Origin of the sequence: Nocardia sp. CA-084685, assembly GCF_050955785.1 — a bacterium.
Lineage (GTDB): Bacteria > Actinomycetota > Actinomycetes > Mycobacteriales > Mycobacteriaceae > Nocardia.
In genome coordinates this window covers 3803543-3829721 of record NZ_CP192094.1, presented here as the reverse complement: position 1 = coordinate 3829721, position 26179 = coordinate 3803543, and the positions used below count along the sequence as shown (strand labels likewise).

The window sequence follows — 26179 nt, the reverse complement described above, 5'->3', positions numbered from 1 at the left end:
CCGTGCCGCCTCTCGATGGCCGGATTTCTTTGTGCCGCTACCCCGCACATCGGCCATTGCGTGCTATTGCAGTGAATTTGCCGTAATAGACTGCTCATTCACCGTGTCGAGTAGCCTAAGGCTGATGCAATCGCAGGATTCCGGTTGCCTGCCAATGAGATAGCTCTCCGCGCTGCGCATCCGGGGCCTGCATTGAACACCGGGTTTCGTGCCGTTCGGAGAACTCGCCGTACGGCACGAAAATTCCCGGGAGAGTTCGAAACGCTGCCGCACGTGACTACCTCAGTCGGCATGAGGCCTGGTCGCGAACACCTCGTGTATTTCGGTTCCGATCAAACGCGGATCCTGCTGGGTTTGCACCGACATACCGTGCTGATCGAATAGTTCGCGGACTTCTTGCAGGCGGCCGTCGAGGTCGTGGACCTCGGCGACGACAGCGTGCATACGTCGCCAGTCCGCATCGGTGATGCCGTGCAAGACATCCAACTCAGCCCGCTCGACATCGACTTTGAGCAGGCCGATCTCCCTGTCGCGGCAGTATTCGTCGAGTATCGCCGAGACGGTGGTGACCTCGACCTCCAAGGGCTCGCCATCATGCAGCCCATTCGTGATGAGCGCGATGGCCTTGTCGTCCAGGCCGCAATTGCGCAGATAAGTCCGGGTGGCTTGGTCGTCCGCCTCGCGGTCGGCGAAGAAACCGGAGTTCGCCGTTGCGCGAGGGTACCAGGTGAACGGCCGGACGCCGGGCGTCGCGCTGACCGCGATTCGCAGGGAAATCCCGCCCGGGACATACGCGGCGATGTTGCGGTCCAAGCAGCGAAAGGTCATCGGCACGGGCTCGACGGCGATGACCTGGATGCCGGGGCAGGCGTCGGCGAACATCATCGCGGTCAGGCCGATGTTCGCGCCGATATCCAGGGCGATATCGCCGGGCCGAAGACGTTCGGCGGCGCGTCGGTAGAATCCGCGTCTCGAGGTCGTCTCGCCCCACAACATGCGGGCCTCGGCCGGGCTGGTGCAGGTCACCGTTCTGCCGTCATCGAGATGCAGTTGCTGCAAAGTGGTCAGCATTTTTCCATGAACCTTTCCAGGACAGGGCCGATGGTGGCCAGCGCATGCGGATGACTCAGCTCGAGGTGGCGGGCGTCGATAACGACGTTGTGCACCGCGCCGCTGACGTAGGGCCGCCACGTGTGGACCAGCCCGCCGTGGTCCGCGTGGTCTTTTCCAGCGGTGAAGAACACCAGGTCGCCGTCGAACAGCCGTGGCCGGTGCGCGGCGGAGATATCGCTCGCGGTCCGGAAGCTCTCCATCACCCGCTCGGTCTGCTCGGCACTGAACAGGCCGGTCGCGACCACTTGGTCGCGGATGATGTTCCAGGCCTGTTCATGGCTACTCGCCCGCAGCTCGTCGTCGATGCCGAACAGCTCCCGCCAGCCGCCGAGCAGATCGGCCATCAGCTGTCCCGGTGCGGGCTGGTCGTTCGGCGCCGATTGCGGCGGTGCCTCGGCGGCGCAGTCGAGCAGGGCCAGCATGCCGACCTGGTCGCCGTCGCGTTGCAACCGGACCGCCATGGCGTGCGCGATCTGCCCGCCCAACGACCAGCCGAGCAGGTGATACGGACCCGTGGGTTGTACGCGGCGAATCTCGGCCACATAGCGGTCGGCCAGTTCATCGACCGACCGCGCATCCGGTTCGCCGGACACGACGTGCGGATCCTGCAACCCGAACACCGGGCGATCCGGATGCAGATGTTCGACGAGGCCGCCGTAGAACCACGCCAGACCGCCCGCCGGGTGCACGGCGAAAACCGCCGGTCCGGATCCACTCCCACGCAGCGCCAGCAGCACCTTCAGCCCCGAGTCGCCGTCCGCGTCGTCGGCCCGGCGCGCCAGAGATTCCGGCGTCGCATCCTCGAACATCCAGGGCAATTCGATCGTCACACCGCGAGCGCTCAACTCGGTCACCGCCATGGTGGCCAGCAGCGAATTGCCGCCCAAATCGAAGAACCCATCGGTTACCCCTACCCGCGACGCTCCCAGGACCTGGGCGTACACCTCGGTGAGCACCTTCTCGGTGTGCGTGCGCGGCGCGACGAACCGCTGGACCGATCCTTCGAAATCGGGCGCTGGCAATGCTTTCCGATCCAGCTTCCCGTTGACCGTCAGCGGCAGATCGGGCAGGACCATGACTACCGACGGCACCATATAACTGGTCAGCACTTCGGCGGCGACCGCGCGGACCTGGCCCGGATCGATTCGCTGCCCGTCGCCGCCCACAACGTAGCCGATCAGCTGATCCACCTCGCGCTCGTGACGGTGCACCGCCACAGCGGCCCGCGACACCGTAGGATGCCGCAGCAGCGCCGCCTCCACCTCGCCCAGTTCGATTCGGTACCCACGCAACTGCACCTGCGCATCGGCCCGGCCGAGGTAGGTCAATTCGAGCCGCCCATCGGCGATCTCGAGCCAGCGCCCGACGTCGCCGGTGCGATACAACCGGCCGCCGTGCGGATCGAATGGGTTCGCCACGAAACGGCTCGCCGTCAACGCGGGCGCTCGCAGGTAGCCGCGCGCGAGTTGCCCTCCGGCGATATAGATTTCGCCACGAACACCGATCGGCACGGACCGCAGCCGGTCGTCGAGCACATATACCCGTAGTCCCGGCAGCCCGGCGCCGATCCCGGACGCGTCCGCGCCGTCGACCTCGGCGAAGGTCACGTGCACGGTCGTCTCGGTGATCCCGTACATGTTGATCAATCGCGGCGACCCGGGCTGGTGTGCGGCGAACCAGCCGGTCAACCGCTTCGCATCCAATGCCTCGCCACCGAAGACGACATACCGCAGCACGAGATCGCCACAGCCGCAGCCGGATTCGCGGTATCGACGCTCGGCGTCCACGAATCCATAAAACGCCGAAGGCGTTTGGCTCAACACCGTGACCCGCTCGCGCGCCACCAGTTCCACCAACGCCTCCGGCGACCGGGAGGTGGTGTCGTCGACGACGACCACCCGGCCGCCGCTCAGCAGCGCGCCCCACATCTCCCACACCGCGAAATCGAAGGCGTAGGAATGGAACAGCGTCCACACGTCGTCGGGGCGCAGATCGAATCGCTCGGTGGCGTGGGTGAACAAGGTGACGGCTTCGCGGTGGCTGATGGCCACGCCCTTCGGCGTACCGGTCGACCCCGAGGTGTAGATCACATAGGCGAGGTTGTCCGGCTGTGCGGCCGCGGGTAACGCGCGGTCCGAGACCACGTCTGGGGTCTGTTCGATCAGGACCGTCGGTGCCGCGTATTCCGGTATGTCCGTTGCCAACTCGGCCGAAGTCAACACCGCGGCCGGACGCGCGTCATCGAGGATGAACCGCAAACGCTGCGCAGGGTTGGCCATATCCAGCGGCAGATATCCCGCACCCGCGCGAACCACCGCGAGCAGCCCCACGACCAGATCGACCGAACGCGGCAACGCCACGGCCACCAGGGTTTCCGGGCCAACACCGTGCTCGGTGAGCCGAACGGCCAGCCGGGTCGCGCGCCGATCCAATTCCGCATAACTCACCTGCGACACGCCGTCTGTGGCCGCGATCGCATCGGGCTGGGCCGAGACCCGGGCGGTGAAGAGCTCGGCCAGAGTGACTTCCGCGACCGCGCCGCCGTCCGCTCCCGCGGCCGCCAGCACCGCCTGCCGCTGGTCGGGATCCACGATGTCGATATCGCCAACGGCAACAGCCGGATTCACCGTCGCCTGCTCCAGGATTCGGCTGAACGCGCGCGCGAAACGAGACATCGTCTGCTCGATGAACAGATCGGCGGCGAAGGTCAAGCGTCCGGCCATGCCGCTCGGTGCGCCGCCAGCATCGAACTGTTCGACGAGTTTCACGTTCAGATCCGCGCGGGCCTGATCGAAGCCTGCTTCGATCGGCTCGACGGTGAGCCCCGCCAGCTCCAACGCGGCCGCGCTGAGATCCTGGACGTCGAGGGTCACCTGATACAGCGGCATATGCGCGGTCGACCGGCGCGGATTCACCACCTCCACAACCTGCTCGAACGGCACATCGGCGTGCGCGAACGCGGCCAGATCCGTTTCGCGGGTGGCGGCGAGCAACTCGTCGAACGGCTGTCGAGACGACACCCGCGACCGCAACACCAGCGTGTTGACGAACATGCCGATCAGATCGTCGAGTTCGCGATCGCCACGACCGGCCATCGGGGTACCGACCGCCACATCGTCCACACCGGCCAGCCGTGCCAACAGTACGTTCAACGCGGTATGCAGAACCATGAACACCGTGGCGTTGGCCGTGCGGGCGAGTGCGTCGATGCGGGTATGCAACTCGGCGGACAGCTCGAAATCGACCGTGCGGGCGCGCATGGACGCCACTGGCGGCCGCGGCAGATCGGTCGGCAGCTCGAGCAGTTCGGGCAGCCCGGCGAGGGTGTCGGTCCAGAATCCCAGCTGCTGCGAGAGCAGCGAATCCGGATCGTGCTCGTCACCGAGCACCTCGCGCTGCCACAACGCATAGTCGGCGTACTGGATCCGCAACGGTGGCCAGTTCGGTTGCCTCCCTTGCTGACTCGCCTCGTAAGCCACCGCCACATCCCGTGCGAGCGGCATCATCGACTGCCCGTCGGCGCAGATGTGGTGCACGCAGATCACCAGCACATGATCGCGTTCGTCGAGGGCGAGCAATTCGGCTCGTACCGGCGGTGCCTGGGTCACATCGAACCCCGCGGAGACCACCGCCGCCGCCCGCGCGAGCACCTGCTGTTCATCGACCCGGATCGGGGTCAGCGCCGGCGCCACCTCAGCGGCATCGACGATGACCTGGCCGGGCATTCCGTTGATCATCGGGAACAGGGTGCGCAGCGACTCATGCCGGTCGATGACCAACGCGCACGCCTGCCGTAGCGCATCGATGTCGAGTTCGCCGCGCAGCCGGATCACCAGCGGAATGTTGTAGCCGCCGACCGAGGTGTCGAACTGGTTGAGGAACCACATCCGCTGTTGGGCCGGGGACAGCGGCACGTGCGCCGGGCGGGTGCGCGGTGTCGGCGGCACCGCGAGCTGGCGCTCGGCCGTGCTGAGATGCACGGCCAGGTCGGCGACGGTCGGTGCGTCGAACAGGTCTCTGATACCGACGATCACCCCGAGTGCCGTGCGCAATCGCGCGACCGCCCGCGTCGCCGACAGCGAATTGCCACCGAGGTCGAAGAAGCTATCCGTCGCGCCCACCGCGCCGATACCCAGGACTTCGCCGAAAACATCCGCGATGCGCTGTTCGGTCTCGGTGCGGGGGGCGATCCGTTCCCGTTCGTCCGGGAATTGCGGTGCGGGCAGTGCCGCCCGATCGAGCTTGCCGGTCCCGCTGAGCGGGAGTTCGGTCAGCGGCACGAGCAGGTCGGGCACCATGTGCGCTGGCAGGTGCCGCCGGGCCGCGGCCTTTACGGCGCTCGGATCGATGCGGCCGTCGCCGACCAGATAGCCGACGAGCCGGTCGGCGCCGCTCACATCGGTGCGCGGCACGACCACCGCGTGGTCGACGCCGGGATATTCGGACAGTACGGCTTCGATTTCGCCGAGTTCGATGCGTTGACCGCGGATCTTGACCTGGAAATCGCGGCGGCCGAGATACTCCACGGCGTGGTCGGTGTGCCAGCGGGCCAGATCGCCGGTGCGGTACATGCGCGCGCCCGGCGCGCCGAACGGATTCGCCACGAAGGACCCGGCGGTGGCACCGGGCCGGTTCAGATACCCGCGGGCCAGCTGGCTGCCCGCGAGGTACAACTCGCCCACCACCCCGACCGGCACCGGCCGCAGCCACCGATCGAGGACGACGGCCTCGACACCGCGAATCGGTCCACCGATCGTCACCACATCGCCGGGAAGCAACGCATCGCTGATCCCGGCCAGAATCGTGGTTTCGGTCGGTCCGTATCCGTTCAACAACCGCCTGCCCGGCGCCCACACCGTGACCAATTCCGGTGTCACCGCCTCGCCGCCGGCCACCAGCACGCGCAACGAATCCATCCCGGCCGGCACCATGGTGGCCAGCACACTGGGGGTCAGGAATGCATGCGAAACCTGTTGCGTGCGAATAAGTTCCGCCAACTCGTCCCCGGCGAACGCATCCGGTTCCGCGACTACCAGCAATGCGCCGCTGGTGTGCGCAAGCAGAACTTCCAGGAACATCACATCGAAACCGGTACCTGCGGCGTGCAGCACACGCGACCGGGTGTCCACCCCGAAGCGGTCACGCACGACCGCAGCGAAATTCGCCAGCCCGGCGTGGGTGACCTCGACACCCTTCGGAAGCCCGGTGGACCCCGAGGTGTAGATCACATATGCCGCGTCTTGGATCCGTGGCGTCCGCAAGCGCTCGGTATCGGTGACCGCCGCTGCGGACTTCGCCGCGATGGCCGCCTCGGTGTCCGAATCGTCGAGGACCAGCGGGCGCACCGCGTCGGGAAGCAGATCCCGGAACGCCGTGACAGTGAGCGCGACCCGCACGCGGGCGTCTGCGACCATATGTGCCACGCGCTCTGCCGGATTGCGCGGATCGATCGGCAGGAACGCCGCACCCGTTTTGGTCACCGCCCACAGGCCCACCACGAACTCCGCCGACCGGCCCAGCGCCAGCGCGACCTGATCACCGGGGCCGACACCCCACTCGATCAACTGCCGCGCCACCTGGTTCGACCGGGCGTCCAACTCGGCGTAGGACATCGTGCACCGACCCGAAAGCAGCGCTGCCGCATCGGGATTCACGCCCAGGCCCGCAGCGAACAACTCGGCCGCGAGCTGTGGCGCGCCGGGACTGCCGCCCGTTGCGGGCACCAACTCCCGTCGCTCGGTCACCGACAACAGATCCACCGAATCCAGCCGCGCGTGCGGATCGGGCGTGATCGCGCGCAGCACGGTGTCGAGTCGGGTGGCGAGACCGGATGCCGTCTCGTCATCGACGTAATCCGGCTGATAGCGCAGGCGCACGTGCAGCGTGTCGGTGTGGTGGGCCTGCACGGTGATCGGGTAGTGCGCGGCATCGCGGCCGTCCGCCGCGATCACCCGCATCCCGTCGATGTCGGCGTCGGCCAATCCGCTGCTGTCGACGGGGTAGGACTCGAAGACGACGAGGGTGTCGAACAGAGCGACGGCGTCCACGGCCGCCAAGATCTGCGGCAGTTCGAGGTAGTGGTGGTCCAGCAGCCGGGTGTTGTCGGCCTGCAGTCGCGTCAGCGTTTCCGTGATGGTCCGGTCCCGGCGGACGTCGGCGGCGACCGGAATCGTGTTGATGAACAGACCGATCATCGACTCGACCCCGGGCACGTCGGCGGGACGGCCGGATACCGTACTGCCGAACACCACGGTGTCGGTGCCGAGCAGATTGCTCAGCACCACCGCCCAGGCGAACTGCACCATCGTCGCCATCGTGACCGAGTGGGTGCGGGCGAAGTCCGCCAACTCCGCTGTCGTATCGCGATCGAGATCAATCGTCACATCGATAGGAATGGTCGCGGATGTCTCGGTGCGCGCACCGGCGATCAGTGTCGGCTCGCTGACTTGGCGTAGCGCGTCTCGCCACACCTCGACGCTCGCGGTGCGGTCACGTCGCGCGAGCCATTCCAGATAGTCGCGGTAGGACGCGGCAGCGGGCAGCAACTGCGGCTGTGCGTCCGCGGCGTACAACGCGATGAGCTCACGCCACAGCAGCGGCAACGACCAGCCGTCGAGCAGCAGGTGATGCGCGGTCACCAGCAGCCGGAACTCGTGCGGGCGCACCGTGATCAGCAGGAACCGCAGCAGTGGTGGATGGGCCGGATCGAATCCGGTCGCCCGCTCCGCGTCGATCACCTCGTTCAGATCCGGTGTGTCGCCGGACAGCGTGATGCTGCGCCACGGCACCGCGGTATCGGTTGGAATCACTTGTACTGCAACGCCTTCGGCAGTGCGAGTGAAGGCGGCCCGCAGGTTGGGGTGGCGGGCGAGCAGGGCCCGCGCGGCGCGCTCGAGCCGGTTCTCGTCGATCGTGCCGGTCAGGGTGAGCGCCGACTGCGCGAGGTAGACGTCGAGTCCGCCCGCGGCGATCTCGGCGTGGAACAGGAGACCCGCCTGCAGCGGTGCCAATGGCCACACTTCGCTCAGCGGCGCGTACCGGTCGGCGAATTCGTCCAGATCTCGCTGGGTGAGGTCGACGAGCGGAACGTCGGCCCGCGACAGTCCCCAATCATCGGCCGTACGGGCCGCGATCGCGGTCAGGGCATCGACCCATTCGTCGGTGAGTTCGGCAACGTCGTCGTGATCGAGCAGCCGCGAGGCGTAGCCGACATAGGCCGATAGCCGCGGTCCGGCCGCGGCATCGACGATGTTCACGTCGATCGTGAGCACCGCGGCCGCGGGCATGTCCGGATCGAAGGCGGCCCGGCGGTCGAAGCGTTCGTCGGTGGGTGCCCACGGCAGATCCGACAGTGTCGCGAGGTCGACGCCCACCCGGCCGAGATAGTTGACACTGATCTGCGGTTCGGGCAGCGCGGCGAGCCGGTCGGCCGTGGCGGGGTTCAGATAGCGCAGCAGACCGTAGCCGATGCCCTTGTCCGGGATGGCGCGCAGCTGATCCTTGACCGATTTCACCGCCGCGCGCAGATCCGCTGGATCGATGCCGCTCAGCTCGAGCACAGCCGGATAGCGTGTGGTGAACCAGCCGACGGTGCGCGAGAGGTCGGCGCCTGCGGCGATCTGTTCCTCGCGGCCGTGCCCTTCCAGCAGGACCTTCATGCCCGCGTGCGTGTCGCCGCGACGCCTGCGCCAGCGCGTCAGCGCGACGGCGAGCCCGGCCAGCAGCACATCATCGAAGCTGCCACGCATGGCGTGGGGCACCGCGTCGAGCAATGCCGAGGTCACCTCCACCGGGAGCGACACGGTCAGCTCGCGCACAGTCGCCTGGGTGTCCCGTGCGGGATCCAGCTCCGCACGCCCGAGCAGCGGATCCGGTGCCGAACCGATCCGCTGCCAAAACTCGACTTCCCCGGCGCGCTCGGCCGCCGCGGTGATCAAGGCGTGCGCCCACCGACGCATGGAGGTGCCCGATGCGGGAAGCTCGACCGCCCGGCCCCGGGTGATCTGCTGCCAGGCAGTCACGAAGTCCGGCAGCAGGATTCGCCACGACACCGCATCGACGGCCACGTGATGGATCACGATCAGTGCCCGGCCCTCGGCATCCACACCGGATTCGGGCAGTAGGCACACGACGTGCACCAGCCTGTCCGCAGCCGGATCGAGCCGGTCGTACGCGGCGGCGGACGCCGCTTCCACCAAGGCGGTGAAACCGGCGCTGCCCGGCGCCTCGTCGGCGCCGAAACTCCGCACAGAGACCGAACCGGTGGCGTCGGCGGCGCTCGGGGGGAACACCTCCCAGCGTTGCCCGTCGAGCCGCGACCGCAGCACATCGTGGTGTTCGATGATCGCCCGCACGGTCGAGACCACGTCCTCGACGCGCGCGTCACGCGGCAGACGCACCAGCATCGACTGCGCGAACCGAGCCGGCGCCCCTAGTCGCTCGACGAACCAGGACACGATCGGCGTCCACGGAATATCGCCCACACCACCGCCGGGCAGCTCGACCAGAGTCGCCCGTTCGGCGGCCCGAGCGACCTGCGCGAGCCCGCGAACCGTCTTGTGCTCGAAGATGTCGCGGGCCGTCACGGTGATCCCCGCGGACTTCAGGCGCGCGGCCAGCTGGATCGACATGATGGAGTCGCCGCCAAGCGCGAAGAAGGAGGTCGTCGCGCCCACTGTGGTGACGCACAGGACGTCGGCGAAGGCAGCGGCGATGGAGCGTTCCAGGTCGGTCGACGCGGCGACCGCGGCGTCTTCGGTGGTCTCGAAAACCGGCTCGGGCAATGCTTCTCGATCCACCTTGCCGGACGAGGTGAGCGGCAGGTGATCGAGTACCGTGATCGTCGCCGGCACCATGTGCGCGGGCAGGGCGGTAGCCACGTGATCGAGCACCGCGCTCGGTTCGACGACCGTTGCGGGTTCGGCCGTGATGTACGCGGCGAGCACCGGGTGACCGCTGGGGCCTCGGCGACTCACGGTTACCACGGTGGCGACCGCCGGATGGGTCAGCAGCGCAGCGTCGATCTCGCCCAGTTCGACGCGCTGGCCGCGAATCTTGATCTGGAAATCGAGGCGGCCGACGTACTGCAGCGTGCCCTGGGCGGTCCAGCGGACGATATCGCCGGTGCGGTACATCCGCGAACCCGGCGCACCGTATGGGTTGGCCACGAACGAACGTGCCGTTGTTCCAGGACGATTCAGATAACCGCGGGCCAGCGCGGCCCCGGAGAAATACAGTTCCCCGGGCACTCCGATCGGCACCGGCCGCAGCCGCGCGTCCAGTGCCACCGCCTCGGCACCGCGAATCGGTCCGCCGATGGTGAGCACCTGCCCCGGCTGCACGGGGTCGCTGATCGTGATCACGATCGTCGTCTCGGTCGGGCCGTAGACGTGGTGCAGCCGCCGCCCGACCGCCCAGGCGGCGATCAGATCCTGCGCCACCTTTTCACCGCCGACCGCCAGCGTCCGCACCGAATCCAACTCACCGGGCGACATCGTCGCCAGCACACTCGGTGTCAGGAACGCATGTGTCACCCGATGGGTCCGGATCAGTTCGGTCATGGCCGCGCCGCCGAGCACCTCCGGTGGCGACACCACCAATGCCGCTCCGGCCGCATGCGCCATCAAGGCTTCGAGCAGTACCGCGTCGAATGCGGGTGCCGCGGCTTGCAGCACGCGCGAGGTCGGTTCAACCCGATAGCGCTCACGCTGCTCGGCCGCGAACGCCGCCAGCCCTTCGTGGGTGACCACCACGCCCTTCGGCGTGCCGGTCGAACCCGACGTGTAGATCACATATGCCGCATCCCGAATCCGAAGGGCGCGAGGACGATTCGCGTCCGACACGGAGTGGCTGGGACGCGCGGCGATCTGGGCGACTGTGTCCGGGTCGTCGAGCACCAGCCAGCGGACGCCGTCCGAGACGGACGGCCGCGCGGCCGCGACCGTGACGCCGATATCGGCACCGGAATCGTCCAGCAGATATGCGATCCGCTCCGGCGGATAACGCAGGTCCACCGGCACGAACGTGGCCCCGGTCTTCATGATCGCCCACATGGCGACGTGATAGTCGGCCGAGCGCGGCACGACCAGCGCGGCGCACATCCCCGGCCCCGCGCCCCAGGAAAGCAGCTGCGCGGCAAGCTGATTGGCGCGGCGGTCGAGCTCGCCGTAGCTGAGGGTGCGGGTGCCGTCGATGAGGGCGATCGCCTCGGGGGTCGTTGCCACGGCCGAGCTCAGCAGATCGGGCAGCAGACGCGGCACGGGGGCGTCGCCGCCGCGCGCCGGAATCAGCCGTTCGGCCTCCGCCACACCGATCAGTGAGATATCACCTATCGGCTGGGTCGGATCGGCCACAACCGCATCGAGCACCCGGAGGAACCGCTCGGCCAGCCCTGCCGCCGACGATTCCACGAAAAGATCTGTCGCATAGATAATTTCGCCCTCGATCCCGGCGGTCCGAGCACCGTCGAGATGTTCGGTAAGCAACACCATGAGGTCTGTCTTGGCTTGGGCGGCACCAGGATCGAGCAGTTCGACATCGACGTCGGACAGCTCGAACGGGGCAGCGGCGCTGTTCTGCAATCCGAACAGCACCTGATACAGCGGCGTATACGCTGTCGACCGGGGCCGGTCGAGCACGTCGACCAATCGTTCGTAGGGTAGATCCGCATGCGCGAGCGCCTCGAGGTCGATGCCGCGGACCTCGGCCACGAGTTGCCGGAACGACCGATCGTCGCGGATCGGCGTGCGCAGCACCACCGTGTTGACGAACATGCCGACGAGATCCTCCAGCGCCGGGCTGCCCCGGCCCGCGACCGGCGTACCGACCGACACGTCGTCGGTATGTGCGGTGCGCGCCAGCACGATCGCGAGCGCGGCGTGCAGCACCACGAAGACGGTGACACCCTCGCGACGGGCCAGCCGCACGACCCCGTCGTGCAGCCGCTGCGGGATGTCGAAGCGAACGGTGCCGCCGACCATCGACATGGTCGCGGGCCGAGGGTGGTCGGTCGGCAGGTCGAGCAGCTCCGGGGCGTCGGCGAGAGCGTCGGTCCAATAGGGGATCTGCCGCGCGATCACCGACGACGGATCGTCCTCGGCGCCGAGGACCTCCCGCTGCCACATCGCATAGTCGGCGTACTGGACGCGCAGCGGTTTCCATTGCGGCGCTGCACCTTTCACTCGGGCGCGATACGCGGCGAATATGTCGCGCGCCAACGGCGCCATCGATGCGCCATCGGCGGCGATGTGATGGACGACCAGTGCCAGCACATGCTCGTCGGGACCGGTGCGATACAGCCGTACTCGCAGGGGCACCGCGCGCGCGACATCGAAGCCGGTCTCGACGGTCTGCCATATCCGCTCGGCCAGCACGGTCTCGTCGGCGACCGGCTCCGGATCCAGACCAGAGCCGTCGACCACGTTCGTCACATCCCGCACGACCTGACACGGCTCGCCGCCGACTATTGGATACACCGTCCGCAACGGCTCGTGCCGAGCGACCACATCGCCGAATGCCGCCCGCAGCGCCTCGATGTCCAGCGCGCCGGTCAACCGGGCCGTGAAACTGATGTTGTAGGCCGCTGAGGCGGTGTCGAACTGGTTGATGAACCACAACCGGCGTTGCGCCATAGCCAGTGGGATCGTCGCCGGGCGCGGCCGCGGCGCGAGCGGGATCAACGCCGTCCGCGTCCGCTGCGCCAGCCGTGCCGCCAAACCGATGACGGTCGGTTCCTCGAAAATATCGCGGATGCCGACTTCTACACCGAGCGCCGTCTCGGCCCGTGCGGCGATCCGAACGGCCGACAGGGAATCCACACCGATGTCGAAAAGGTTCGCCCGCACGCTCACTCGCTCGCTACCGGTGACCGCGGCGACGATATCGGCCAGTGCCGCTTCGCGTTCGGTGCGGGCCGGGACGAATTCCGCTGCGTCGTCGAATGTCGGCGCCGGCAAGGCGGCGCGGTCGAGTTTGCCGTTCGAGCTGAGCGGCATGGCATCGAGCATCTCGACGTGAGCCGGCACCAGATACGACGGCAGCACGTGCGAAAGCTGCTCGCGGATCGTGGGCCCGTCGGTCACCGCTGCGGGCACGAGCGTCACGTAGGCGATGATCTGTCCGGAAGTCGCGACGGCGACTGCACGAGCCACCTCCGGCAGCGCGCACGCCGCCGCTTCGATATCGCCCGGCTCCACCCGCTGACCGCGCACCTTCACCTGGAAATCGCTGCGGCCCCGGTATTCCAGCTCACCATTGCGCGTCCAGCGCACCAGGTCACCCGTGCGATACATGCGCTCCCCGTGCGCCCCGAACGGGTGCGCGAGGAAGGCGGCGCAGGTGAGGTCGGCCCGAGCGTGATACCCGCGCGCCACCTGCACACCCGAGACGTACAGATCGCCGACGACACCGACGGGCGCCGGTTGCAGCCGTTTGTCGAGCACGTAAACCCGCATGCCCGCCACGGGCGCGCCGATCGGGACCGTCGCCGGGGTCCGCGCACCCGGCAGGCAACGCGCGGCCGTGACCACCTCCGCCTCCGCCGGGCCGTACCAGTTCAGCACCTCGGCCTCCGGGAACACGCGTACCGCGGCATCGACGGTGTGCTGCGCCAGCGCCTCTCCTGCGACGAAAATTCTTCGGATGGAAGGTAATTCGGTATAGTCTTCGGCTTCGAGCAGGACGTCGAGCATCGACGGCACGAAGTGCACCGTGCTGACGTCGTGGTTCGCGATCAGACCGGCGAGGTAGGCCGGGTCCCGGTGCCCTCCGGGTTCGGCCACCACGATTTGCGCGCCGACTTGCAACGGCCAGAACAACTCCCACACGGCGATGTCGAAGGTGATCGGCGTTTTGTGCAGCACCGTATCGGAGACGGTGTGCGGCCACTGCTGCTGCGCCCACGCCAATTGACTCATGGTCGCGGCGTGCGTCAGGGACACGCCTTTGGGAACGCCGGTGGAGCCGGAGGTGAACAGCACATAGGCCACGTTCTCCGGGCGCAGCGGCGCGCACCGTTCCGCATCGGTGATCGGGGCGCCGGACAGTTCGGCCATCTCCAGTCGATCGAGGCGAACGCGGTCGAATCCCGCTGGCAGGCCAGCGTCGTCCACCGAGGTGGTGAGCACCAGCAGCGGACGTGCCGCGCCGAGCACGCCGGCGATGCGCGCACTCGGTTGGTCCGGGTCGATCGGCAGGAAGGTAGCACCCGCCTCGACCACCGAATACAGTGCGGTGACGAGCTCGATCGAGCGCCGAATACTGACCGCCACAATGGTTTCCGGTCGTGCGCCGCGGGAGATGAGCCACCTGGCCAACCGGTTGACACGTGCGGCGAACTCCCGGTAGGTCAGCGCCTCGCCGTCCGGAACCCGAATCGCCGGGGCATCCGGGGTGCGTTCGACCTGGTTGGCAAAGGCGTCCACCAGCGTGCGACCCGCCGATACGGGGCCGCCGGTATCGTTCCAGCGGTCGAACACCAGCTGCCGCTCGCCGTCATCGAGTAGATCGATGTCGCCGATCGGCGAATCGGCGTCGATCGTGAGACCGTCGAGCAGGCGCACGAACCGATCGGCGAAACGCCGCGCGCTGTCGGCATCGAACAGGTCGGTGGCGTAGGTCAGGCGCAGCGTCATGCCGGTCGGCTCGTTGTCGGGCCCATGCTCCTCGGTCATCATGAGCAGCAGGTCGTAGATCGCGGCACTGTCACCCGGGTCGATGGTCTCGATGGTGAGCCCAGGAAGTTCCACGTGCGCCCGCATCATGTTCTGGTAGGCGAGCATCACCTGGAACAACGGCGCGTGTGCCGTCGACCGTGCCGGATTCAGCGCCTCCACCAACTGCTCGAACGGCACGGTGGCATGGTCGAAGGCCTCGATGTCGTTGTGGCGCACCGCATCCAGCAGGTCGGCGCAAGTCTGTTCGAGCGTGATACGGGTGCGCAGTACTAAGGTGTTGACGAACATCCCGACGAGGTGGTCGAGCGCCCGATGTCCGCGACCAGCGTGCGGCACGCCGATCGTGATGTCGTCGCTGCCAGAAAGCCGCGACAGCAGCACCGCGAGTGCGGTGTGCACGACCATGAATGTCGTGGCCCTGGCTCGCTGGGCCAATGCCTCCACCCGGCCCTGCAGCTCGGCTGAAATCTCGACCTGCAGCACCGCGCCGTGGTGGGTCTGCTCGACCGGACGCGGCCGATCGGTCGGCAGCTCGAGCAGTTCGGGGATCCCTGCCAGTCGCGTTCGCCAGTAGGCGATATCGCGGGACACGGGCGAGTCGGGGTCGGCGGGCGAGCCGAGTACCTCGCGCTGCCACAGAGCGTAATCGGCGAATTGGACGGTGAGCGGCGCCCAATCCGGAAGGTTTCCACTGGTCCGTGCCCGATAGGCGGTCACGATATCGGCGGCGAGCGGTGCCACCGAATAGCCGTCGCAACTGATGTGGTGCACGGCCACCGCGACCACCCAGACCGTATCCGATAGCTGATACAGCGCTCCCCGCAGCGGCACGCCCTTCGAAACATCGAATCCGGTGGTCGACAACGCCGCCAGCCGGGGGGCCAACTCACGCTCCTCGATCCGCTGCGGAGTGAGATCCACGCCCGCGACGACATCGGCCGCGGCCAACACCACCTGTGTGGGCGTGCCGTCGACGGCCGGATACATGGTCCGCAAGCTCTCGTGCCGGGCGACGACGTCTCCGACGGCCACTGCGAGCGCTTCGATGTCGAGCCGGCCATCGAGCCGAATCGCCAGCGGCACTACGTAACCCGGTGCCTGGAAATCGAATTGGTTGATGAACCACATCCGGGCCTGGGCTGTCGACAAGGGCAGGTGCTGCGGCCTCGGCTGCGACGTCGGGGCGGGCAGCGCGGGCACCCCACGTAGTTGTGCGATGCGTTCGGCCAACTCGGCGACGGTGGGGGCCTCGAAAATCATCCGCACCGGCACGGTCGCATCCACGACGGCCCCGATCCGGCTCAGCGCGCGCGTGGCCACCAGCGAATTCCCACCCAGGTCGAAGAAGTCGTCGTCCGCGCCGACGGCGGGCAGGCCGAGCAGCTCGGCGAAGACCCCGGCCACGGCCTGCTCCACTAGCGAGCGCGGTGCCCGGTAACCGGGCTCGTGGTCGCTCGGCTCCGGTTCGGGCAGGGCCCGATAGTCGACCTTGCCGTTGGCCGTCAGTGGCACGGCGTCGATCCGGACGATCGCCGACGGCACCATGTAGGCCGGCAATCTCTCCAGCAGAAAACGTCGAATCTGCTTGGTGTCCAAGGCTTCCTGGGTGACAACATAGGCGACCAGTCGTTGCTCGTCACGGCCGGGGTGCACTCGGGCGACGGCCGCGCTCACCTGGGTGTGCCCGAGCAGGGCGGCCTCGATATCGCCCAGTTCGATGCGCAGTCCGCGAATCTTCACCTGGTCGTCGGCGCGGCCGACATAACGCAGGCTGCCGTCCTTGCCCCAGTGAACCAGATCGCCGGTACGGTATAGGCGGGTTGCGTGCGCGCGGTCGAACGGGTCCGCGACGAACGTCGCCGCCGTCAGACCCGGCCGGTGGTGGTACCCGCGGGCCAGCTGGACGCCGCCCAGATACAGCTCGCCGGTCACTCCCGTCGGAACCGGGTGCAGTCGCGAATCCAGCACGTGCACAATCACATTCGGCACGGGAACGCCGATCGGCACGGCGGCCCCGTCCACCCCGTCGACGTGGTACGCGGTGACACTGACCGCGGCCTCGGTCGGCCCGTACAGGTTGTCGATGCCCGCGTTGCTGACATCCCGCAATCGCCTGACGGTTTCGGCCGGCAGTGTTTCGCCGATGCACAGCACCCGCCGCAGATCCGGGAATTCGCGGCCGATGGCCGTCTCCTGGAACACCGACAGCAGCGACGGCACGAAATCGACTGTGGTCACGTGATGTTCGGCGATCAGCCGGGCGACCGCATCCGGATCGCCGCTACCGTTGGTACCCGCGACAACCAACTTCGCGCCGGATACCAAGGGGCAGAACAACTCCCAGACCGAAAGATCGAACGTGACCGGTGTGCGCAAGAGCATGACATCGTCGCCGAGGTGGTAGTGCTCACGCAGCCAGCGCAGCTGATTGACCACTGCGGCATGCGATATCGCCACTCCCTTCGGCACCCCGGTCGAACCGGAGGTATAGATGACATAGGCCAGATTTTCCGGATGCAGCGGCCCGAGCCGATCGGCGTCGGTCACCGGCGCTGGATCCTCGTGTTCGGCGTCGAGATCCGCGAGCGTCCATACCGGAACGCGGTCGGGCAGATTCGCGTCGTCGCCGGGACGGGTGAGCACCACCCTCGGCCGCGCAGCAGTCAGCACGGCGCGCACGCGATCGCGTGGATGGTCCTGGTCCAGGGGCAGATACGCCGCGCCGGCCGCGTGGATGGCATACAGCGTGATCAGCAGGTCGACCGAGCGCCGCATTGCCACGCCCACAACGATTTCCGGGCCCACCCCCCGTCCGATCAACGCGCGGGCAAGCGCGTTGACCCGTGCCGCGAATTCCCGGTAACTGAGCCGCGCGCCGTCTTCGGCGTCGAGTACGGCGGTGCGATCCGGCGTCGCCGCGGCCTGGACGGCGAACAGGTCCGCGACGGTCGTCGACGGCAGTGGGGTCGTCCCCCCGGTCTCCCGCACGACCAGCTCGCATGCTTCCTGCATGGTCAGCAGATCGACATCGCCTACCGCTCGGGCAGGATCGACGACCATCGCCCGCAGCAGCAGCACGAATCGTTCGAACATGGAGGTGATCGTTGCCTCATCGAAAAGATCTGTCGCATAACCGAATTCGACGGCCATCTCGCCCGATTCACCATCACGGCCCGCGGTGTCGACGAGATTGAGATGCAGATCGTATTTGGCCACGCTCGGATCGGCGGCTCGCGCCGACACGGTCAGGCCCTCGAATTCCACGGTGGGAATCTCGATGTTGTGGAACGAGAATCCGACCTGTGTCAACGGCGCATGTGCCGTCGTGCGGGGCGGATTCAGCACCTCGACGATCCGCTCGAACGGAATGTCGGCGTGGTCGAAGGCGGCCAGATCCCTCGCCCGCACCTGCTCCAGGATCTGCAGGAAGGACGCGCCGGGCTCGATGCGGGTGCGCAGCACCAACGTGTTGACGAACATGCCGATCAGGCGCTCGAGTCCCGGTTCGCCGCGTCCGGCGATCGGTGTGCCGACGGCGATGTCGCCGGTTCCAGAAAGCCGGGCCAGCAGTGCGGCATACGCGGTGTGCAGCACCATGAAGACTGTCACGTCGCGGCGGCGGGCCAGCGCGACGATGTCGCGGCCGAGGTCGGCGGGCAGCATCGCCGACATCGTCGCACCGCGGAACGACTGCCGGGCCGGGCGCGGCCGATCGGTGGGCAGGTCGAGCACTTCGGGCAGATCTGCCAGTGCCGTTCGCCAATACTCGATCTGGGTGGCGGCCGGAGAATTCTGCTCGTTCTCGGCGCCGAGCCATTTCCGTTGCCACAGCGCGTAATCGACGTACTGCACGGGTAGCGGCGGCCACTGCGGCGCCTGCTGCCGCATGCGGGCGTTGTAGGCGGTCACCAGGTCCGCGGCCAGCGGTGCGAGCGAGGACCCGTCGAAGCTGATGTGATGGACGATGAGGACCAGAGTGTGCTGCTCGCGGGCGCTGCGCAGCAACGTGATTCGCAGCGGGATCTCGCGGGTGACGTCGAATCCGGCCGCGGCAGCCGCGGCGAGGTGGGCCTCGACGTCATCGACCCCCACCTCGATCGGCTCCAGCGTGGGCATCCCCTCCCGCACCGGCACGATCAGCTGATGTGGTCCACTGTCGCTGTCCGGATAGACGGTGCGCAGCGCTTCGTGGCGGTCGAGCACATCGGCGATCGTCGCGCGCAGCGCGGCCACGTCGAGTGGTCCCGACATGCCCACGACCAGTGCGATGTTGTACAGCGCCGAACTCGTGTCGAACTGATTGAGGAACCACATCCGGGCCTGGGCGGGCGAGAGCGGAATCCGTGCCGGCCGCTCCTGCGCAACCAGCGGTTCCCGCGCGGGCGCCTCGATCGCATTCAGAGTCTGCGCGAATGCCGCGAGGGTGGGCGCATCGAAGACGGTGTGCAGCGGAACATCGACGCCGAATACGGCGCTCAGCCGCGCCGCCAGCCGCGTGGCCGACAGGGAGTTGCCGCCGAGGTCGAAGAAGTTGTCCAGGACGCCGACGCGATCGAGGCCGAGCACAGCGGCGCACACATCGGCGACGATCTGCTCGGCCGCGTCGCGCGGCGCGACGAATTCGGTCTCGGTGGTGAACACCGGCGCGGGCAATGCCGCGCGGTCGACCTTGCCCACCGAGGTCAGCGGCAGCGCGTCGAGCACTGTCACCGCGTCCGGAACCATATGCGACGGCAGGTGTTGCGCGGCGTGGGCCCGCAGCTCCGCGGCGTCGACGGCATCGATCGTCGGCGTGACGTAGGCGGCCAGTCTCGGCCCGCTCTCCGTGGCCACACTGACCGCCACCGCCGCCGCCACGGTCGGATACCCGGCGAGAACGGCTTCGATTTCGCCGAGTTCGATGCGCTGGCCGCGGATCTTCACCTGGAAGTCGGTGCGCCCGAGGTATTCCAACGTGTGCTCGGGCGTCCAGCGGGCGAGGTCGCCGGTTCGGTACATTCGGGCACCGGGCTTACCGAACGGATCGGCCACGAACGCCGACGCGGTCTCCGCGGGCCGAGCGAGGTAGCCGCGAGCGAGGTGAATGCCGCAGATGTACAGCTGTCCCGTGACCCCGACCGGCACCGGCTGCAGATTCTCGTCCAATACCAAGGCCGTGACACCGCGGATCGGGCCACCGATCGTGACGCGGGTATCGGCGCGCAGCGAATCGCTGATCGCGACCATGATCGTGGTCTCGGTCGGCCCGTACCCATTGAACAACCGACGGCCCGGACTCCACACCGCGGCCGTTTGCGCCGAAACCGCCTCGCCGCCGGCCACCAGATCCTGCAAGGAGTCCGCACCATCGGGCGACATGGTCGCGAGCACGCTGGGCGTGATAAATGCATGCGTAACCCGTTGCGTACGAATCAATTCCGCCAACCTGTCCCCGGCGAAGACATCCGGTGGCGACACCACAAGCGCGGCACCGTTGGGATGTGCCATGAGCAGTTCCAGAACCAGTGCGTCGAAGCCAGGGGCCGCCACCTGCAACACCCGCGCGGAACTGTCGATCCGATAGCGTTCTCGTTGTTCGGCGGCGAAATTCGCCAAGCCCGCGTGCGTCACAGTGACGCCCTTCGGCTCACCCGTCGACCCCGAGGTGTACACCACATACGCCGCGTTCGAGAACCGGCAGGGCCGGATCCGATCGGTATCGGTCACCGCGGCCGGGGATCGTGCGGCGATGCAGATCTCACTGCCCGGATCGTCCAGCAGCAACCGCGGTACCGAAGGCGGCAGCAGGTCTTGGGCGGCTTCGGCCGTCAGCACCACCTGCGCCTGCGCGACCATGAGCGCGACCCGATCGGCGGGATTGCGCGGATCCACCGGGACGAAAGCCGCACCCGCCTTCGCCGTCGCCCACATCCCGACCACGAGTTCCACGGACCGCCCCAGCAGCAGCGCGACCTGGTCGTCCGGACCTATTTCCCACTCGATCAACAACCGAGCGAGCTGATTCGACCGGACATCCAACTCCCCGAACGTCAACGTGCGTTCCGCGGACACGATCGCTACGGCGTCCGGATTCTCGACCGTCAGCAACTCCGCCAGCACTCGCGGCTGCTCGGCAGCGCCACCTGACGCGGGCACCAGCGCGGCTCGCTCACGCGCCGACAGCACATCGACCGCACCCAGGCGCTCGTGCGGATTCAACACGACCGACGCGAGGATCCGATTCAGCCGCCCGGCGATATCCTCGACCGTCGTCCGATCGAACAGGTCCGTGGCGTAGTTGATCCGCAGGCCGAGATCGCCTGTGGCGCTGGTGTTCTCGGCGACAGTGACGATGAGATCGACCTTCGCCGGTTGCGGCCCCGGTTCCAGGACCTCCACGGAGAGCTCGGACAGCGCCAGGCTCGGGCGGTCCATGTTCTCGAAGGCGAGGTACACCGGGCACAGTGGGTCGTGCGCCGCCGACGGCATCGCATCGACCGCCTCCACGACACGTTCGTACGGCAGGTCACTGTGGGCGAAGGCATCGATATCGATGTCTTTGACCCGGGTCAGAAACTCGGCGAACGATTCGTCGCCGCGCAGCTGGGTACGCAACAGCACCGTGTTGACGAACATGCCGATCAGCGGTTTCAGCGCGCGCTCGCCGCGGCCTGCGACCGGCGTCCCGATAGTAATGTCGGGCGAGCCCGACAGCCGGGCGAGCAAGGTGGCCACCGCAGCGTGCACAACCATGAAGTTGGTGACATTCGCCGCGCGCGCCAGCCGCTCGATCCCGGCGCGTATCTCGGCCGGGATCACGGTGTGGACGACGTCGGCGAGCATGGATCGGCGAACCGGGCGCCGACGATCGGCGGGCAGTTCGAGTGGTCGTGCCATTCCTGCCAATTGTGTTGTCCAATATCGCAATTGGCGTGCCGCGAGCGAGTCGGGAGCATTGTCGTCGCCGAGCAGGTCGCGGTGCCAGATGCTGTAGTCGGCGTACTGCAGGCTCAGTGGTTGCCAGTCCGGCACACGTCCCTGCGACCTGGCTCGGTAGGCCGCGGCGAAATCGGCCGCGAGCGGTGGCAGCGACGATCCGTCGCAGCAGATGTGATGCAGGACGACAACCAAGGTGTGTCGTAGATGGTCGGCGGACGCGAACAGCGCGACCCGGATCGGCGGACGTCGGCGTACATCGGTGCCGGTCGAGGCCAACTCGCGGATTCGATGTTCGAGCTCGTCGGGATCGGTGGGTCGCGGGGTCGGGTCGAGATCGGCGGCGACCTGCTCGGCAGGCAGAATCACCTGCGTCCCTTGACCATTCACGGCCGGATACACGGTGCGCAAGGATTCGTGTCGTTGGAGCAGGTCGGTCAGCGCCGAACGCAGCGCCGTGTCGTCGAGCTGTCCGGTCAGCTGCAGTACCAGCGGAATGTTGTAGGCCGCCGAGGTCGGATCCACCTGATTGATCAGCCAGATCCGGTTCTGTGCCGGTGCCAGCGGGATGGGCTCGACACGTGGCTGTGCCTGCAGGGCAGGGCGGCTGTAGTGCTGCCCGGCGGCGATATGGGCGGCGAGTCGGGCGACGGTCGGCTTGCCGAACAGGTCGCGCACCGCCACCTCGCAGCGGGTCAGCTCGGTGATCCGCACCGCGGCGCTGGTCGCGGTGAGCGAATTACCGCCCAGTTCGAAAAAGTCGTCCAACACACCGATCCGCTCGACACCGAGAACCTCGGCGAAGACGTCGGCGATGGTCTCCTCGACGACGGTGCTCGGCGCGACATACGCCGCGACCGCATCGATGACCGGCTCGGGCAGCGCCCGATAATCCACTTTGCCGTTGACGGTCAATGGCAACGCCGGCAAAACGACGATATGCGCCGGGACCATATACGCCGGCAACAGCGACCCGACGTGCGCGCGCAGCGCCTCGGGTTCGCAGACCGCGTCGTCGGCGGGCCCGACGTACGCGACCAGCCGGGCCGCTTGCGTCCCGGCCAGGTGCACGATGACCGCCGCCGCCGCGACCGTGCCATGGCTCAGCAGCGCGCTGCGGATCTCGTCCAGCTCGATCCGGAAGCCGCGTAGCTGCACCTGCTGGTCGGCGCGACCGCGATACTCCAACTCGCCCTTGGCGTTTCGGCGAGCGACATCGCCGCTGCGATACAGCCGCTCGCCCGAGCGGCCGAACGGATCGGCGACGAAGCGTCCCGCGGTCAATCCGGGACGGTCGAGGTAGCCGCGGGCGAGTTGGCCACCCGCGACGTAGATCTGGCCCCATGCCCCCAGCGGCACCGGGCGCAAGTGCTCATCGAGGATGTAGACCCGCAATCCCGGCAGCGGCCGCCCGATCGTGCTCGGCGCCCCCGGCGCGGCGATGTCCGGCGTCAGCTCCAGATAGGTGACGAAGACGGTTGTCTCGGTGATGCCGTAGCTGTTGGCCAGCACGGGCAGGTTCGGATTGTGCCGGTACCAGGCCGCCAAACCAGCCGGATCGAGCGCTTCGCCGGAGAGAACGACCAGCCGCAGCCCAAGCTCACCGTCGGGCTCGCCCGCATCCGCATAGCGCGCACGCGCGGTCACGAATTGCTCGAAAGCCGAGGGTGTTTGGCTGAAGACACTCACCCCCTCGCGCGCCACCAGCCGCACCACGTCGTCGGGCGAACGCGTGGTCGGGCCGTCCACCACGACCACGCGACCGCCGGTAACCAGCGCGCCGAAGATCTCCCATACCGAATAGTCGAACGCGAACGAATGGAACAACGTCCAGACGTCGTCGGTGCGGATTCCGATGTCGGCACAGGCGTTCATCAGGTAGGTGGCCACCGCGCGGTGGGTAATCGGCACGCCTTTCGGCCGTCCCGTCGATCCGGAGGTGTAGATAACGTAGGCGATGTTGTCGGGGCGCAGCGGGCGGATGCGATCGGCATCGGCAATCGCAGGCGCGGTCTCGGCTTCCCGTTCGTCGTCGAACAGCACCACTCGCCCCGGATCGGCGGGCACTCGATCGAGCAGATCTCGTCTTGTCACGACCGCGACCGGATCCGCGTCGTGCAGCACATAGCCGAGTCGATCGACCGGATGCGCCAGATCCAGCGGCAGATATCCGGCACCCGACTTCAACACGGCCAGCGCCACGACGATCAGATCGGCCGCACGCGGCATCGCGATGGCCACCAGCGATTCCGGCCCCGCGCCGCGGGCGATGAGCGTGCGGGCGAACCGGTTCGAACGCTCGTCCAGCTCGCGGTAGGTCAGGGCGGTCGTGCCCGCGGTAACGGCGATCGCGGACGGAGTGGCCGCGGCCTGCCGGGTCAGCATATCGACGAGCGTGGCGGCGGTCGCCACGCCGTCGCGGCCAGCGAGTTCACCGAGGATGCGCTGCTGCTCTGCGGGGTCGCCGAGCGGGATGTCGACCACGGGGGTATCGACGGGCGCGGTGATCATGCGCTGCAGGAAGTCGACGAATCGACTGGTGTGCAGGTCGAGTTCGTCCTGACTGTAAAGATTGGCATTGCCGTGCAGTTCGATGAGCAGCGGCGCGTCGACCCCGGAGCGGTACAGGTTCAGCTGCAGATCGTCCAGGGCTCCAGAGGTCAAGGCGCGGTAGCGGCCCACCGCCGAACCGAGGCGAATCTCGGAATCGAAGAACAGGATGTTGACGATCGGACCGAATGAGGTCGCGGCCGGGTCCAACGCCTCGGAATCGCGGCGCAGATCCTCGAACCGGTAGAGCTGATGCCGCATCGCCAGGACGAGCTCGGACACCGACGCGCGAATCAGACCTTCCACGGTGGTCGTCGCGTCCACGGCGAATCGGATCGGCACCATATTCGCCAACATCGCGGCGGCGTTGCGCAGACGCATCGTCACCCGTCCGGTCACCGGCAGCGACAAGACGACGTCGTCGGTGTCGGTCATGCGGGCGAGGAACGCGGCGAAGGCGGCCCCGAGCACCTGGGCGGGCGAGGCGTCCAGATCCTCGGCGAAACGGTCGAGCCCGGCGGTCAGCGCCGACGGCAGCCGCCGACCGGCGAAGCGGTCGTCCTCGCTCCATTTCGCGGTGCGACCGGACAGACTCGTCTTCGGCGGCAGATCGGCGACCTTGGCGAGCCAGTACGCCCTATCCTTGCCGAATCGGGGACCTGTGCGATACTCCTGCTCCACCGTGATGATGTCGGCCAGCCGGGCAGCCACCAGCCGGGCGGGCGGCCTGTCCTCCAGCAGCGCGTTGTAGTGCTCGGCCACCCGCTTCAAGGCATTGAACGCGCCAAAACCATCGATCACCAGGTGATGGGCGCGTGCGTACCATAGATACCGGTCCTCGCCGAGCCGGATCAGTTTCGTCGCGGCGAGCCGGTCGCGTGCCAGATCGGTCGCCTTGGTGTTGTAGTCCCGGCGCATCCATTCCATCGCCGCCGCGTACGGATCGTCTTCGGCGCTGAGATCCAACAACGGTTCTTCGTAGGCGATGCTGCGATCGACGAACTGGTAAGGATGACCGCCGGATTCGACCACACGGACCACGAGCGACTCGGTCTCGTGGCCGGCAACGTTGACCGCCTTGGTGAACACGGCGTAGTCGATCGGTCCCTGGATCTCGACGTAGTGCGCGATATTGACGTTCGGGCCGCCCGGAAGGTTGTTCGCGAGCCACATTCCGTACTGCGCCCTCGTAAGCGGAATCAGATCCGGATCTCGGTCGGCATTTGTGGCTGAATTCGAACTCATCGTCTAACCCCTCCTAGAATTCCGGACACGAGAACAGCGCCCAACAAAAATCCTGCCCGTGCCCGGCATTTCCCGAACATGCATTGCGACTTACGGATGCACCTACATATGCACCTCATCTACGTTGCGAATGGCAGCACAAAAAACCGGCCGCTCCCCGATGGATACAGCCTTGCATCGGCGCCCGTCAAAGGTACTGCGACCCCCTGTCCCCCGACCCTATCGAACAACAAATTTGCCGTGACGGCGGCGCGGCTATATACCACTGCAGCGAGTTTCGGTCCGGAAACCCATGCACGAGCGGGTCATTGCACACGCGACCGAACGTGTCATACCACGTACGCTATGTCCGGATTCGGACGAGATTTGTCTGGTCGGATCGTCCGATTCCCGTGCCCCACCTCGGTTCGGGACGTCACCCCAAAGTTGGCCCGAGCCCGGGCGACTGCCGCTTCGAACATTATTCTGCCCCTTCGTCGGTCGAAAAGACAACATGCTCACAACATCTCCGCGCCGATACCGACGTAGGAGACTGCTGCGGCCGCGGTATATGGAAACCCGCTGCACCGTACCCATTTAATGCTACTGAATACCGGCTTTCATGTCTCGCACTCGACGCGAATCGATCAGCCCGACGAATACCCGCCGAGCGCCACTACGATCGAGCGCGAAGCCGGTGAAAT

The 26179-nt window shown here is 67.3% G+C and carries 2 protein-coding genes; both read right to left on the bottom strand.

Annotated features, from left to right (window positions below; translation table 11 throughout):
- Window positions 1–282 precede the first annotated feature (282 nt).
- Complete coding sequence (locus tag ACQP2U_RS17380; protein WP_433715611.1) at window positions 283–1071, bottom strand: FkbM family methyltransferase; 789 nt, start codon at window positions 1069–1071, stop codon at window positions 283–285.
- On the bottom strand, window positions 1065–25496 hold the full coding sequence (locus ACQP2U_RS17375) for a non-ribosomal peptide synthase/polyketide synthase (protein WP_433715610.1): 24432 nt from the start codon (window positions 25494–25496) through the stop codon (window positions 1065–1067). The genes ACQP2U_RS17380 and ACQP2U_RS17375 overlap by 7 nt, the downstream gene beginning before the upstream one ends.
- Between the last annotated feature and the right edge of the window lie 683 nt (window positions 25497–26179).

Excerpts from the sequence above, each read along its gene's own strand:
- ACQP2U_RS17375 (WP_433715610.1), bottom strand. The coding sequence starts at position 25,496 with ATGAGTTCGAATTCAGCCACAAATGCCGACCGAGATCCGGATCTGATT.
- ACQP2U_RS17380 (WP_433715611.1), bottom strand. The coding sequence starts at position 1,071 with ATGCTGACCACTTTGCAGCAACTGCATCTCGATGACGGCAGAACGGTG.